Source organism: Rothia kristinae NBRC 15354, assembly GCF_001570865.1.
GTDB lineage: Bacteria > Actinomycetota > Actinomycetes > Actinomycetales > Micrococcaceae > Rothia > Rothia kristinae.
The window spans coordinates 225,917-240,755 of sequence record NZ_BCSM01000001.1 but is presented as its reverse complement, the minus strand read 5'-3'; the positions used below and the strand labels follow the sequence as shown (position 1 = coordinate 240,755).

At 74.6% G+C, this 14,839-nt stretch carries 9 protein-coding genes; 8 read left to right on the top strand and 1 reads right to left on the bottom strand.

From position 1 onward, the window contains the following. Positions 1-37 precede the first annotated feature (37 nt). From hemQ to hemL, 6 genes are all read left to right on the top strand, one after another. Positions 38-811, top strand: coding sequence for a hydrogen peroxide-dependent heme synthase (hemQ, locus tag KKR01S_RS01070; protein WP_061225056.1), 774 nt, complete (start codon positions 38-40; stop codon positions 809-811). Beyond that, positions 808-2,139 (top strand): ferrochelatase, encoded by a 1,332-nt coding sequence (locus KKR01S_RS01065; protein WP_061225055.1) that lies wholly within the window; start codon positions 808-810, stop codon positions 2,137-2,139. Before hemQ ends, KKR01S_RS01065 begins: the two co-directional genes overlap by 4 nt. Continuing rightward, on the top strand, positions 2,136-3,293 hold the full coding sequence (hemC, locus tag KKR01S_RS01060) for a hydroxymethylbilane synthase (protein WP_061225054.1): 1,158 nt from the start codon (positions 2,136-2,138) through the stop codon (positions 3,291-3,293). The genes KKR01S_RS01065 and hemC overlap by 4 nt, the downstream gene beginning before the upstream one ends. Next, positions 3,290-4,174 carry a uroporphyrinogen-III synthase gene (locus KKR01S_RS01055; RefSeq protein WP_061225053.1) on the top strand — a complete coding sequence of 295 codons (885 nt, stop codon included), beginning with the start codon at positions 3,290-3,292 and terminating at the stop codon, positions 4,172-4,174. Before hemC ends, KKR01S_RS01055 begins: the two co-directional genes overlap by 4 nt. Before the next feature lie 70 nt (positions 4,175-4,244). Beyond that, complete coding sequence (gene hemB / locus KKR01S_RS01050; protein WP_174520360.1) at positions 4,245-5,285, top strand: porphobilinogen synthase; 1,041 nt, start codon at positions 4,245-4,247, stop codon at positions 5,283-5,285. A gap of 73 nt (positions 5,286-5,358) precedes the next feature. Further along, entirely contained in the window at positions 5,359-6,699 is a 1,341-nt protein-coding gene (gene hemL, locus KKR01S_RS01045) for a glutamate-1-semialdehyde 2,1-aminomutase (RefSeq protein WP_061225052.1), read from the top strand. Positions 6,700-6,809: 110 nt separating this feature from the next. On the opposite strand, the gene KKR01S_RS01040 is transcribed toward hemL, so the two are convergent. Further along, the gene (locus KKR01S_RS01040) at positions 6,810-7,532 is read right to left on the bottom strand and encodes a 3'-5' exonuclease (RefSeq protein WP_061225051.1); all 723 of its coding nucleotides are present in this window, start codon (positions 7,530-7,532) and stop codon (positions 6,810-6,812) included. A gap of 142 nt (positions 7,533-7,674) precedes the next feature. On the opposite strand from KKR01S_RS01040, the gene KKR01S_RS01035 reads away from it, so the two are divergent. Both KKR01S_RS01035 and KKR01S_RS01030 read left to right on the top strand, forming a co-directional pair. After that, positions 7,675-11,145 carry an ATP-dependent helicase gene (locus tag KKR01S_RS01035; RefSeq protein ID WP_061225050.1) on the top strand — a complete coding sequence of 1,157 codons (3,471 nt, stop codon included), beginning with the start codon at positions 7,675-7,677 and terminating at the stop codon, positions 11,143-11,145. After that, a complete protein-coding gene (locus tag KKR01S_RS01030; RefSeq protein WP_061225049.1) occupies positions 11,142-14,783 on the top strand; it encodes an ATP-dependent helicase in 3,642 nt (1,213 codons plus the stop codon). The genes KKR01S_RS01035 and KKR01S_RS01030 overlap by 4 nt, the downstream gene beginning before the upstream one ends. Positions 14,784-14,839: the final 56 nt, after the last annotated feature.

The following is a 14,839-nucleotide window of genomic DNA, read 5'->3' as shown; positions in this document are numbered from 1 at the left end:
GCACGGAACGTAAGGAAAGGAAGGTCGAGCACCCGCCATGACCGAGCACACCGAACACCACAGCACCGAGCAGAACGGCTCCGAACAGCACGCCTCCGGGCACGCCCCGCAGGCCCACACTGCCCACGGCGCCGCGGAGGGCGATGACCGCCTGTACTACGCCCTGTACACCGTCTTCGCCCGCGACCCGCACCTGGGTGCCCCGGCCCCCGGGGACGAGGCCGCCGAGGAGCTGGAAGCGTTGGAGGCCGAGCTGGCCGCGGACGGGGTCACCGTGCGCGGACTCTACGACGTCTCCGCGATGCGCGATGACGCGGACGTGATGGTCTGGATCCACGGCGAGGCCCCCGAGGCCCTGCAGGCCGCGATCCGCCGCTACCGGCGCACCGCCGCCTTCGCCGGGACGAAGATCGTGTGGTCCACGATGGGCGTGCACCGCGACGCCGAGTTCACCCGCCGCCACGCCCCCAGCTTCGCCAAGGGGATCCCCCCGGAGCAGTGGGTGACCGTCTACCCGTTCGTGCGCAGCTGGGACTGGTACTACCGCAACCCCGGGCACCGGGCGGACATGATGAAGAACCACGGGCTGAAGGGCCGGGACTTCCCGCAGGTGCTGCCCAACACCATCGCGACCTTCGGGCTGAACGACTACGAGTGGGTGCTGGCCCTGGAGGCCCCGGAGCTGGTGGACCTGGTGGACATGATGCGCCACTTCCGCAACACCGAGGCCCGCCTGTACGTGCGCAAGGAGACCCCGTTCTACGCCGGCCGGCGGATCGATGCCGTCGAAGCCGTGGAGGTGCTGCGATGACCCTGACCGCCGCCGACATCCCCGCCGACCCGATCCCCAACCGCACCGATCCGGACAACACCGCCAGCCACGGCCCCGCCGAGCTGCGCGCGGGCGAGCAGTTCGTCTCCGAGCAGCGCCTGATCCGGCCCCGCGCCGAGGCGCCGGCGGCCTACGACGCCGTGATCCTCTCCTCCTTCGGCGGACCCGAGGGCCAGGAGGACGTCATCCCGTTCCTGCGCAACGTGACCCGCGGGCGCGGCATCCCGGATGAGCGCCTGGAGGAGGTCGCCACCCACTACCGCGCCAACGGCGGGATCAGCCCCATCAACCAGCAGAACCGGGAGCTGCTGGCCGCCCTGCGTCGGGAGCTGGCCGAGCGCGGACCCGACCTGCCCGTGTACTGGGCCAACCGCAACTGGGAGCCGTACGTCAACGACGTCGTGCAGCAGGCCTACGACGCCGGGCACCGGCGGCTGCTGGTGCTGGCCACCAGCGCCTACCCCGGGTACTCCTCCTGCCGCCAGTACCGCGAGGACTACGGGATGGCCCTGGAGGAGCTGGGCCTGGAGGGGAAGCTGCGCATCGACAAGCTGCGCCAGCACTACGACGCCCCCGGATTCATCGCCTCCTTCGCGGAGGGCCTGTCCGCGGGCCTGCGCGAGGTGCGCGAGAAGATCGCCGCCGCCGAGCATCCCGCCGCCGGCAACGGGCGCATCCGCATCGTGTTCTGCACCCACTCGGTGCCCACCACCGCGGCCGACGAGGCCGGGCCGCGGGCCGCGGACTACGAGGGCGGCTCCGCCTACGTGGAGAAGCACCTGCAGGCCGCCCGGGCCGTGCTGGGCTCCCTGGACCCGGCGGAGCTGGCCGAGTGCGACTGGGAGCTGGTCTACCAGTCCCGCTCCGGCTCCCCGTCCACCCCGTGGCTGGAGCCGGACGTCAACGACGCCCTGGAGAAGCTCGAAGGGCGCGTGGACGGCGTCGTGATGGTGCCGCTGGGCTTCGTCTCAGACCACATGGAGGTCAAATGGGACCTGGACACCGAGGCGATGGAGACCTGCCAGAAGCTGGGCATCCAGGCGGTGCGCACCCCCACCCCCGGCACCCACCCGGCCTACGTGGCCAGCCTGCGGGACCTGATCGCCGAGCGGGTGGCCCAGACCGCCCCCGCCGAGGACGCCGACGGGGTGCAGGCCGCCCGGGTCAGCGCCTGCGGCGGCAAGGGCTGGTTCGACGCCTGCAACCCGGAGTGCTGCAAGCCGGCCCGGGCCGCGCGGGTCAAGCCCGTGATCGCCGAGTACACCGGGGACGACGCCGAGCGGATCGCCCCCGCGGAGGACGTATGAGCCCCGAGGGTGCGGGAACGCCGCTGCGGGTGGGCACTCGCGGCTCGAAGCTGGCCACCACCCAGTCCCAGCAGGTCGCCGACCTCCTGGCGGCCCACGGGGTCCCGGCGCAGCTGTCCATCGTCACCACCACCGGGGACGTGACCTCCGGGCCGCTGGCCCAGATGGGCGGCACCGGGGTGTTCGCCGCGGCCCTGCGCCAGGAGCTGCTGACCGGCGGGGTGGATCTGGCGGTGCACTCCCTGAAGGACCTGCCCACCCAGGACGCCTTCGACGGCGCCCTGGCCCTGGCCCACCCCCCGCGGGAGGATCCGCGGGACGCGCTGGTGGCCCGGGACGGGCTCACCCTGGAGCAGCTGCCGGCCGGGGCGGTGATCGGCACCGGATCCCCGCGCCGGGCCGCCCAGATCCGGGCGCTGCGCCCGGAGTGCGCGATCGCGGACGTGCGCGGCAACGTGGGCACCCGGCTGTCCCGGGTCCGGGGGCTGGAGCACCACGGGGTCACGGACATCGGCGTCGGGCGGGAGACCCGCGGAGACCTGGACGCCGTCGTGCTGGCCGCCTCCGGGCTGGCCCGCCTGGGCTTATCCGCCGTGGTCACGGACTTCCTGGACCCGCACCGGGTGCTGCCGGCCGCGGGCCAGGGGTGCCTGGCCGTGGAGTACCGCACCGAGGACACCGCCCCCGAGGTGCTCACCGCCCTGCGCGCCCTGGAGGACTCGGCCACCCGCGTGGCCGTGCGGGCCGAGCGGGCCCTGCTGCTGCGCCTGGAAGCCGGCTGCGCGGCACCGGTCGGAGCCTACGCCCAGCTGGAGACCGACGAGGCCGGGGCGCCCGTGCTCGTCCTGGAGGCCGTCGTGGCGGATCCGCGGGAATCTGGGTTGCAGAGCTCCGAGGGGCACAGCTCCGGGAAGCAGGGTCCCGAGATCCTGAGGGAGACCGCCCGCACCCCGCTGCCGGCGGGCTTCCCCGGGGTCGACGCCGCGACCGAGACCCCCGGCGCGAGGTCCGGGGAGGTCTCCGGTCGGGTTCCCGGGCCGGAGCCGCTGGAGCAGGCCGAGCGGGCCGCCGCCCGGCTGGGCACGGAGCTGGCCGAGACCCTGCTGGGCCGCGGCGCCGACCGGTACACGGGGGCGGAGGCGGGCCGGGCGTGAACCGCACCGACGCGGGGCGCACGAGCGCGGGTCGGGACGGCGTCGTGCTGGCCACCCGCACCCCGGACCGGGCGCGCGCCCTGGCCGAGGCCCTGCGCAAGCGCCGGCTGCGCCTGATCCTCAGCCCGCTGCGGGCCCCGCGTGCTCTGACCGAGCCCGAGCTGGACGCGCTGGACTCGGCCCTGGGCGGCGGTCCCTGGGAGGCCGCGACCTTCACCAGCGTCAACGGGCTGCGCGGGCTGCGCGCCGGGCTCGCCCGGCTGCACGCAGCGGGCCGGTCAGTCCACGCCGAGCCCGCCGCGCTGCTGGCCGGCACGCAAGTGCACTGCGTGGGCCGGGCCACCGCCGAGGAGGCCCGCGCCCAGGGGCTGACGCCTGCCGCCGAGACCGCGGCCGGCGAGGAGGAGCAGAGCGCTCGCGGGCTGCTGACCCGGCTGGGCCGCGCCGGGGCGCCGGGCAGCGTGCTGTGCGTGCACGGTCGGCCGCACCGGCCGGAGCTGGCCGACGGTCTGCGCGAGCTCGGGGCGGAGGTCACCGAGGCCGTCGCCTACGCCATGGCCGACTGGCCGGCCCCGGAACCCCTGGGCGGGCAGGCCCCGGGCGGCGCGGGGGAGGAGCGTCCCGCCGAGTCCGCCGCCCCGGCGCTGGATCGGCAGGCCACCGCCGAGGTCCTGCACGAGCGTGCCGCCGACGTCGTGCTGGTCACCTCCCCCCGGCAGCTGGAGGCCCTGCACTTTCTGGGCCCGCTGCCCGAGCCCGTGGTCTGCCTCGGGTCCACCACCGCCGCCCGGGCCCGGGAGCTCGGCCTGGCCGCCGTGACCGCCGTGAGCCCCGCCCCGGAGAACCTGGCCGAAGCCGCGCTGCGCGCCCGCTCCGGCTGAGTCGCCGCCACCCCGAACGCTTCCGAATGCATCCGAACCCATCCGAACTACCCGGGAGGAGACCCACCCCATGACCGAGCAGAACCCCCAGACCCCCGCCCGCACCCGCCTGGACCTGATCCGCAGGCCCCGGCGCCTGCGCACCAACCCCGCGATGCGCGACATCGTCGCCGAGACCCGCCTGCACCCGGAGGACATGATCCAGGTGCTGTTCGTGCGCGACGGCATCGACGCCCCGCAGGAGATCCCCTCGATGCCCGGTCAGCACCAGCACACCGTGGAATCCCTGGTGCGCGCCGTCGGCGAGGCCGTGACCGCGGGCGTGCGCTGCATCGACCTGTTCGGGGTGCCCCTCGACGCGGACAAGGACGCCGAGGGCTCGGCCGCCTGGGCCGAGGACGGCATCCTGAACCGCGGCATCCGCGCCGTGCACGACGAGTTCGGCGACGACGTCGTGATCATGGCCGACACCTGCCTGGACGAGTTCACCTCCCACGGGCACTGCGGGCCGCTGACGCAGAACCGCTTCGGCACCACCGTCGTGGACAACGACGCCAGCGTGGCCGCCTACTGCCGGATGGCCGTCTCCCAGGCCCGGGCCGGGGCGCACGTGGTCAGCCCGTCGGGCATGATGGACGGGCAGATCGCCGCGATCCGGCAGGCCCTGGACGAGGAGGGCTTCGAGGAGGTCTCGATCATGGCGTACTCCGCGAAGTACGCCTCGGCCTTCTTCGGCCCGTTCCGCGACGCCGTCGGCTCCTCCCTGCAGGGGGACCGCAAGACCTACCAGCAGGATCCGGCCAACCGCCGCGAGTCCCTCCTGGAGACCCAGCTGGATCTGGAGGAGGGAGCCGATATGGTGATGGTCAAGCCGGCCATGGCCTACCTGGACGTGCTGCGGGAGGTCGCGGACTTCTCGTCCGTGCCGGTGGCGGCCTACCAGGTCTCCGGGGAGTACGCGATGATCGAGGCCGCGGCCGCCAACGGGTGGGTGGACCGCGAGCGGATCGTCCTGGAGGCCCTGACCGGGATCCGCCGGGCCGGGGCGGACCTGATCTTCACATACTACGCCACGGAGGTCGCCGGCTGGCTGCGCGCCGGCCGCCGCTGATCTCCCGTCGTTTCCGCGCGCCGGGGAGGTCCCGGCGCGTCCGCACCATCGTCATCGTCTCGAAGGAGTCGTCATGAGCATCTCCGAGGATCTGTTCACCCGGTCCCGCCGCGTCATCCCCGGCGGGGTCAACTCGCCCGTGCGGGCCTTCAACTCCGTGGGCGGGGTGCCGCCGTTCATCGTGGAGGCGCAGGGCCCGTACGTCACGGACGCGGACGGCTTCGAGTACGTGGACCTGGTGGGCTCCTGGGGTCCGGCGCTGCTGGGCCACCGCCACCCGGCCGTGATCGACGCGGTGCACGCGGCGGCGGAGAACGGGCTGTCCTTCGGCGCCTCCACGGCCGGGGAGACGGAGCTGGCGGAGACCGTGGTGGAGCGGATCAACGCCGCGGCCGCCGGTGAGCCCGCGATCGAGCAGGTCCGGCTGGTCTCCACCGGCACCGAGGCCACGATGACGGCGATCCGCTTGGCCCGCGGGATCACCGGGCGGGACCTGATCATCAAGTTCGCCGGCTGCTACCACGGGCACGTGGACGCGCTGCTGTCCGAGGCCGGCTCCGGGGTGGCGACCCTGGCGATGCCGGGCTCGGCCGGGGTCACGGCGGCCACCGCCGCGGAGACCATCGTGCTGCCGTACAACGACCTGGACGCGGTGCGGAAGGCCTTCGCTGAGCACGCGGGGCAGATCGCCGCGGTGATCACCGAGGCCGCCCCCTGCAACATGGGCGTGGTGACTCCGGGGCCCGGGTTCAACGAGGGGCTGCGGGAGATCACCCGGGAGAACGGCGCCCTGATGATCTTCGACGAGGTGCTCACCGGGTTCCGCGCCTCCTCGGCCGGGTTCTGGGGGCTGACCAGCCCCGAGCAGGGCGGCTGGGCCCCGGACATCTTCACCTTCGGCAAGGTGATCGGCGGGGGGATGCCCATCGCCGCTCTGGCCGGACGTCGCGAGGTCATGGAGCAGCTGGCCCCGACCGGCCCGGTCTACCAGGCCGGCACCCTGTCCGGGAACCCGCTGTCCGTGGCCGCCGGGATCGCGACCCTGGACCACGCGGACGCGCAGGTGTACCGGACGGTGGACGCCCGCTCGCAGCAGCTGCGCCAGGCCCTGACCGAGGCGCTGACGGCCGCCGGAGTGGACCACTCCATCCAGACCGCGGGGAACATCTTCTCCCTGGCCTTCGGCACCGGGGAGCACGGGGTGCGCAACTACGCGGACATCAAGGCCTCGGAGTCCTGGCGCTACCCGGCCTTCTTCCACGCGATGCTCGACGCCGGGGTGTACCTGGCGCCCTCGCCCTTCGAGGCGTGGTTCCTCTCCGCCGCGCACGACGACGCCGCGATGGACCGCATCCTCTCCGCCCTGCCCGACGCCGTCCGCGCGGCGGCCGAGGCGCAACGGCCGGGGGAATAGGGGGGGCACAGAGCCGAACGTCCGCCCCGAGCGGTGACGCCGACGTCGTCATCAACAGAAACACATGTTTCTGTCATGGGAAACGTCAAGGGGCCCGGCGGCGTCGTCGGCTACCGCTCCGAGCGACCCGGGCGCACCGGCCAGTCCCCGTTCACGGTGGCCTGCTTGCCGATCCGCTGGAAGTAGGCCTGCAGATCCGCGGCCTGCTCCTTCGCCCACTGCACCTGCTGCTCGTGCAGCCGCCCGGCCGGCATCGCCAGCTGGGGGAACTTCCGGGCCATCGCCGCTCCCAGCCGCTCGGTGGCCAGGCAGTCCGCGGCCGAGGTGTGCGCGTTCTTCAGCTCCACGCCGTACTCCTCGGTGAGCACGCCCAGGGTCCGCTTGCCCTTGTGGTACTTATCCGCCTGCTTGTTCAGCACCAGCGGATCCACCACCGGGAACGGCTCCAGCGGCGGCAGCTCGTGGCGCTGCAGCTCCCGGTCCAGCACCGTGAAGTCATAGGAGGCGTTGAAGGCGAACACCGGCACCCCGTCGGCGAACAGCCCGCCCAGGGCCGAGGCCAGCTCGTAGGTCACCTGCCGCACCGGGGCGCCGTGCTCCCGGGCGTGCTCCGTGGTGATGCCGTGCACCGCCGCGGCCTCCTCCGGGATCGGCACTCCCGGATCCGCCAGCCACTCCCCGTGGCGCAGCACCTCGCCGTCCGGGGCCACCAGGATCAGCGAGGCGGTCACGATCCGCGCGGTCATGGGGTTGGGGCCGGTGGTCTCCAGGTCGAAGGTGGCCCGGGGAAGCTCGGTCCAGGGCCGCTGCTCGGTCGCGCCGTCGGTGCTCATGGGAATCACCGTACCCGGTCCGGCCCGCCGGGCCCGACGTCGCGGGGGTGCTTCGATCTGTCAGTCGCCCGTGGTCTCATGGAGAGCGGACAGACACCCCGGCTGCGGCGCCGGGTGTGAGAGGCGAGACGAGGAGGAGCACATGGCGGGCACCGGAACCCTGCTGCTGGGAGCCCCCGGGACGGGGCGCTCCACCGCCCTGATCCGCCGCGCCCTGGACTTCGTGCGCGCCGGGAACGACGCCGCCTCGGTGCTCCTGCTGGCTCCCGGCCGCCTGGCCGCGGACCGGCTGCGCCAGGAGTTCTCCGAGCGCATCGGGGCCACCGTCTCCTCCCCGCCGGCCCGCGCCTGGCACTCCTACGCCTTCGACGTGCTGCGTCGGGCCCACGCCGCCGGGCAGCTGCCGGGGGTGGCCTTCGAGCCGCGGCTGCTCTCCGGCCCGGAGCAGGACGTGCTCATCGGCCAGATGATCGAGACCCACCGGCGCGGCATCGGCCGGCCGCCCGCCTGGCCGACGGATCTGGGGGAGGCCCTGCGCACCCGCGGCTTCCGCCGGGAGATCCGCGAGTTCCTGGACCGCTGCGCGGAGTTCGACCTCAGCCCCGATCAGGTGCGCGAGCTCGGACGGTCCATGGCGCACCCCGAGTGGGTGGCCGCCGCGGACTTCCGGGTGGAGTACGAGCAGCTGCGCCGGCTGAGCATGCCCCACGCCTACGACCCCTCCGCCCTGATCCACGAAGCCGCCGCCTTCCTGGAGACCCACCCGGAGTTCGTGAAGCAGGAGCACACCCGCCTGCGCCTGATCCTCGCCGATGACCTGCAGGAGGCCAGCCCCGCCGTCGTGCGGCTGCTCGGCGCCCTGTATCCCGCGGGGCTGGCGGACCCGGCCGAGCTGGTGCTCACCGCCTGCCCGGACACCGTGGTCCAGGGCTTCCGCGGCGCCCGACCCGAGCTGCTCACCGGCCTGGAGCGCCGCCTGCCCGCCCTGGACGGCCTGCGCAGCGTCAGCCTTTCCACCAGCCACCGGATGCCCGCGGGCCTGGTCCCGGCCTTCGAGCGGATCGCCCACCGGATCCCCGTAGTCGCCGGGGCCCTGACCCAGCGCACCCCCGCCCAGCCTGCCGAATCCACCGAGGGGCAGCCCGATGACGTGGCTCCGGAAAGAGCCGTGCACCAGCGGAGGCGAGTGGAGGGACAGGGCGACGGCGCCCCCGAGGTGCTGCTCGTGGGCTCCGAGCAGGAGGAGCTGCGGCTGCTGTCCCAGCTGATCCTGGAGGAGCACGTGCTGGGCGGCCGGGGGCTGGAGGAGATGGCCGTGATCGTGCGCAACGGCTCCTCCCTGGCGCGGATCCAGCGGCACCTGGACGCCGACGGCATCGCCGCGACCGTGCCGGTGGCGGAGACCCCGCTGCGCGAGGAGCCGGCCGTGCGGCCCTTTCTGGACGCCCTGTGGATCCTCACCGACCGGGAGGAGGAGGCCGGGGCGCGCGCCCTGGACCTGCTCACCTCCCGGCTGGGCGGCACCAGCCCCTCCGGGCTGCGTCGGCTGCGCCAGACCCTGCGCGCCCGCGAGCTGCGGGCCGGGGGACGGCGCTCCGGGGACGAGCTGCTGCTGGCCGCCCTGCGCCAGATCGACGGGACCGAGGCCTCCGTCGAGGGGGAGCAGGGCCCCGATCTGGCCGGCAGCGGCCCCGGCACCGCCGGGCTGCGTCGGGTCGGCGCGGTGCTGGCCGCGGGCCGGGCCGCGATGGCCGAGCCGGACGTTTCGGCGGAGAACCTGCTGTGGGCCCTGTGGGAGGCCAGCGGCCTGGCGAAGACCTGGGAGGAGACCTCCCGGGGCAGCGGCCCGGCCGCCCAGCGGGCCCACCGGGACCTGGACGCGATGGTCGAGCTGTTCAAATCCGCCGAGCGCTTCGCCGAGCAGCAGACCGGCGCCGGCGTCGAGCAGTTCCTGGACTACCTGGACAGCCAGGACCTGCCCATGGACACCCTCGCGCCGGTCGGCGGCCCCAGTGCGGCCGTGAGCCTGCTGACCCCGGCCTCCGCGGCCGGGCGCGAATGGCCCGTGGTGATCGTTTCCGGCGTGCAGGACGGGGTCTGGCCCAACCTCACCGTGCGCGGCGGACTGCTGGCCGCCCCGCAGCTGGCCGACGCCGTGTTCCTCGGTCCCGAGCAGGCCGCCCGCGTCACCCACGGGATGCGGGTGCGCGAGACCCGGGTGGATGAGCTGCGCATGTTCGCCGCGGCCATCTCCCGGGCCTCGCGGCGCCTGGTGGTCACCGCCGTCGCCGACGCCGAGACCGAGCCCAGCGAGCTGCTGGCCATGCTCGCCCCGGACCAGATGCAGCAGCCCGCCCTGACCCCGGTGCGCCGGCCGATGACCCTACGCGGGCTGGTCGCCGAGCTGCGCAGGGCCGCCCAGGACCCTCAGGACCCGGATCGGGCCCTGCGCGCCGCGGACTGCCTGGCCCGCCTCGCCCTGGATGACGGCGCCCCGGATGCTGACGCCCCGGGTGAGGGCGGTCCGGCCGACGACGCCGCGCGGGCCGCCGCGGAGGATGGTGCGCCGCGGGCCCCGCTGCCGCCGGTGCCCGGGGCGCACCCGCAGGACTGGTGGGGTCTGGCCCCGCTGTCCAGCACCGAGCCCGCCCTGCCGGCCGAGAAGCCCGTGCCGGTGACCCCCTCGCGGATGGAGGGGATCGTGCGCTCCCCGCTGGACTGGTTCGTCGCCGTCTCCGGCGGGCAGGCCGGCACGGACCTGTCCCGCTCCCTCGGCACCCTCATCCACGAGGTGGCCCAGGACCTGCCCGAAGCCCCCGGGCACGAGCTCGTCGCCGAGCTGCGCCGCCGCTTCGAGGCCCTGCGCCTGCCTGAAACCTGGGAGACCGAGCAGACCTGGCAGCGCGCCGAGACCATGATCCGCAAATTCGCCCAGTACGCCGTGGACTCCCGTTTGAAGGAGGGCCGCCGGCTGGCCGGCATCGAAGGCTCCTTCCAGGTGCTCGTGCCCGGGCCCGCCCGCGACGCCCTGCTCACCGGGCGCGTGGATCGCCTCGAGGTGGACCAGCTCGGCCGGTACGTGGTGATCGACCTGAAGACCGGGCGCCACGCGCCCACCAAAGCGCAGATGGCCCACCACCCCCAGCTGGCCGGGTACCAGGTGGCCTTGGCCGCCGGGGCCGGCCAGGCGATGGCCGCCCAGGCTGCGCGGGACGGGGCGGAAGCCCGAGACGGGGCGGATGCCGGACCGCCGGACGCCGCCGACCCGGGGGACTCGCCCGATGCCGCCGCCTCGCAGCAGGCCTCCGGGCGGCGAGACGGCGAGCCCGAGGTCCTCGAGCTGCGCGGAGCCCGCCTGACCGAGCTCTCCGGCGGTGCGGCCCTCGTGCAGCTGGGCACCGGCACCGCCTCCTACGGGAACCAGCACCAGGAGGCCCTGGGCCCGGAGGATCAGTGGGCGGTGGACCTCGTGCAGCGCTGCGCCGAGCTGATCGCCCACGAGCGCTTCCAAGCCCGGCACACCGAGCAGAACACCGGCGCCCACGGACTCGGCTGCGCCCTGCCCGAGATCTGTCCCCTGTGCGCCACCGGAAGGCAGGTCACCCAGCCATGAGCACCCCCCTCGCCGCCCAGGCCCGCCACACCCCCGAGGAGATCGCCCGCATCCTCGGGCACCCCGCCCCCACCGCGGAGCAGTCGCGCATCATCAGCGCCGACCTCGCCCCGCGCCTGGTCGTGGCCGGGGCCGGATCCGGGAAGACCGCGACCATGGTGGACCGGGTCGTGTGGCTCGTCGTCAACGGCTTCGCCCGGCCCGAGGAGATCCTCGGCGTCACCTTCACCACCAAGGCCGCCGCGGAGCTGCGCCAGCGCATGGTCTCCCGGCTGGCGACCCTGGCCGAACACGGCCTGCGCCCCCCGGGAGAGGATCCGCAGGCCCCGGAGCTGGACCCGACCGTGTCCACCTACCACTCCTACGCCAAGGCCCTGGTCAGCGAGTACGGGCTGCGCATCGGCGTCGAGCGCGACGCCGCCCAGCTGGGTGCCGCCCAGAGCCACCAGCTGGCCGCCCAGCTCGTCGCCCACTGGGAGGGGCCCCTGCCCGAGCAGGTGCCGGCCGCCTCCACCCTGGTCACCGCCGTGCTGCAGCTCAGCGGGGAGTGCGCCGAGCACCTCGTGGACCCCGCCGATGTCGCGGCGACCTGCGAGACCGAGCTGGCGCGCCTGCGGGTCCTGCCCAACGACCACCCCAAACAGCTGAAGAAGGCCGAAGCCGCCCGCAACGCCGCCGTGACCAAGCTGGAGCAGAAGCTGCTGGTCGCCCGCCTGGCGGTGCGCTACCAGCGGCTGAAGCAGACCATGCAGGTCATGGACTTCGGGGACCTCCTGCTCGACGCCGCCCGCCTGGCCCGCGAGGTGCCCGCCGTCGCCCGGGAGCAGCGGGAGCTGTACAAGGTGGTGCTGCTGGACGAGTTCCAAGACACCTCCCACGCCCAGATGGTGCTGTTCTCCACGCTGTTCGGGGACGGCCACAGCGTCATGGCGGTGGGGGATCCCAAGCAGTCCATCTACGGCTTCCGCGGCGCCTCCGAGGGTCAGCTGTTCGACTTCCCCGCCTACTTCCCGGCCGAGGACGCCGCACCGTCCTACCTGACCGCGGCCTGGCGCAACGGCACCCGCATCCTCGACGCCGCCAACGCCGTCGCCGCCCCCCTGGGACGGCCGGCACCCTGGGCGCCGGGGGAGCGGCGCTTCCCCGTCCCGGACCTCGTGCCCCGTCCCGAGCCCACCCCGGGCCAGGTGCTCACCGGCACCTGGATCAGTGAGGAGGAGGAAGCCGCAGACCTGGTGCGCGGCATCCGGGAGCGGGCCGAGCAGGCGCGGGCCGAGGGCCGGGAGCCGGCCACTGCCGCGGTGCTGTGCCGGGCCCGGGCCCAGCTGGAGACCGTGCGGGCCGAATGCGAGCGGCAGGGGGTGCCCGCCGAGGTCCTGGGTCTGGGCGGGCTGCTGCAGACCCCGGAGGTCGTGGACATGGTCGCGACCCTGCGCGTGCTCTCCGACCCGTCCCGCGCCGATGCCCTGATGCGGCTGCTGGCCGGGGCCCGCTGGCGGCTCGGCGCCCGAGACCTGATGGCCCTGAACGACTGGGCTCGCTTCCTCGCCCGACGCCGCCGCCGGGCGGTGGAGCGCGGGATCGCCGAGGACCTCACCACCCCCGAAGGTCACGTTCCCGGAGAGGAGGGGCTGCGCGCCGGGCGGGGCGAGGCCCCGGATCCGGAGCAGGCCGAGGCCCAGGCCCGGGAAGCCGTGCAGGAGCTGCTGCGCACCGGCGGCGGGGACGAGACGGACGGGGCCAGCCTCATCGAGGGCATCGAGACCCTGCCCGGACCGGCCTGGACCTCCGCGACCGGGCGCGCCCTGAGTCCGGAGGCCCGGCAGCGGCTGGAACGGTGCGCGCGGGAGCTGGAGGAGCTGCGCGGCTACCTCGGCGAGGACCTCACCACGCTGCTGCACCACATCGAGCGGCTGAGCCTGCTGGACATCGAGCTGGCCTCCCACCCGGGGCGCTCCGCGCACGAGGCGCGGATGCACCTGGACGCCTTCCACCAGGCCGCCGCCCAGTACTGCGCCACCGCCCCGCGCATGGCGGCGACCCTGGAGGCCGGGACCCACTCGGAGCTGTTCGCCCCGGCGGGCGCCGACTCGGACGCGGCGGAACAGGCCACCCCGCAGGAGCACCGCTACACCGTGACGTCCTCCGCCGCCGGGGTCACCGCCTTCCTCGCCTGGCTGGAGACCGCCGCCCGGGAGGAGAGCGGCCTGCCGCTGCCCGCCGGACCCGCCGTCCCGGGGGCCGTGCAGCTGCTGACCGTGCACGGGTCCAAGGGGCTGGAATGGGATGAGGTGCACCTGTTCGGCATGGCCGAGGGGGTCTTCCCCACGGATCAGCGCGAGCACTGGCTCAACAGCCTCGGCGCCCTGCCCTGGCCGTTGCGCGGGGACCGCGGGCACCTGCCCCAGTGGGACACGGACCAGACCGGCACCACGGGGCTGCAGGAGAGCTGGACGGCCTTCCTGGAGGACAACGACGAGCGGGTGGTCGCCGAGGAGCGGCGCCTGGCTTACGTGGCCATCACCCGCGCCCGGGAGCTGGTGGGCATCGGATCCAGCCGTTGGACCGGCACCCGCGCCAAGCCCCGGGTGCCCTCCCGGTTCCTGGCGGACCTGCCCGAGGAGTCGGTGCGGATCGTGCACGAGGCCGCGCCGCTGGAGGCCGGGGAACAGAACCCCCAGCGCAGCAGCGTCCTGGTGGCCCTGTGGCCCTTTGATCCCCTGACCCAGCCGGCGGAGACCCGATGGGAGGATCTCGAGACCCTGGACGGGCTCACCGGGACCGCGCAGGCCGACGCCGCGCTGGACCCCGGTCCGGTGCGCAGCCGCCGGGCCGAGGTGGAGCGGGCGGCCGCCCTGGTGCGCCAGCGGATCGCTCAGCGCACCGGCGGGCCTGCCGCCGACGCCGCAGCCCGAGCGGGTGAGGCGCCGGGGGAGAGCACTCCCGAGACCCTGGCCTGGGAGGAGGAGACCGAGCTGCTGCTGGCCCTGCGTCGGACCCGGGCCCGCGCCGCCCAGCGCACCGAGATCCCCCGCCACGTCAGCGCCTCCCTGGTGGTGGGCCTGGCCGAGGACCCGGAGGCGGTGCTGCGCGCCGTCCGTCGCCCCATGCCGCGGCGGCCCTCGGCCCAGGCGCGGGCCGGGACCCGCTTCCACGAGTGGCTCGAGCACCGCTACGGGGCCCCGGCCATGCTGGATCTGGGCGAGCGGCTGGCGGACCCGGAGGAGGAGACCCCGCAGGAGCTGAGCACCCTGCAGGAGAAGTTCCTGGCCTCCCGGTGGGCGGATCGTCAGCCGTGGGCCGTGGAGCTGCCCCTGGAGACCAGCCTCGGCGGGATCACGGTGCGCGGGCGGATCGACGCCGTGTTCCGCACCCCGGACCCGGCCCCGGGGGAACCGGAATGGGAGCTGGTGGACTGGAAGACCGGCCGGGTGCCCACCGGGAGGGAGCTGGCGGACCGGTCCGTGCAGCTGGCCGTGTACCGGCTGGCCTTCGCCCGCCTGCGGGATCTGGACCCGGCGACGGTGCGCGCCAGCTTCCACTACATCGCCCAGAACCGGGAGATCACCCCGGAGCACCTGCCGGGGGAGGAGGAGCTGAGCGCGCTGCTGGCCCGGCTGGGACACGCCCCGCGGTGAGCACAGGGCGCCCGGGGGTTGACGGCGGATCGGTCGGTTCGGCGCGCCCGAGGCGG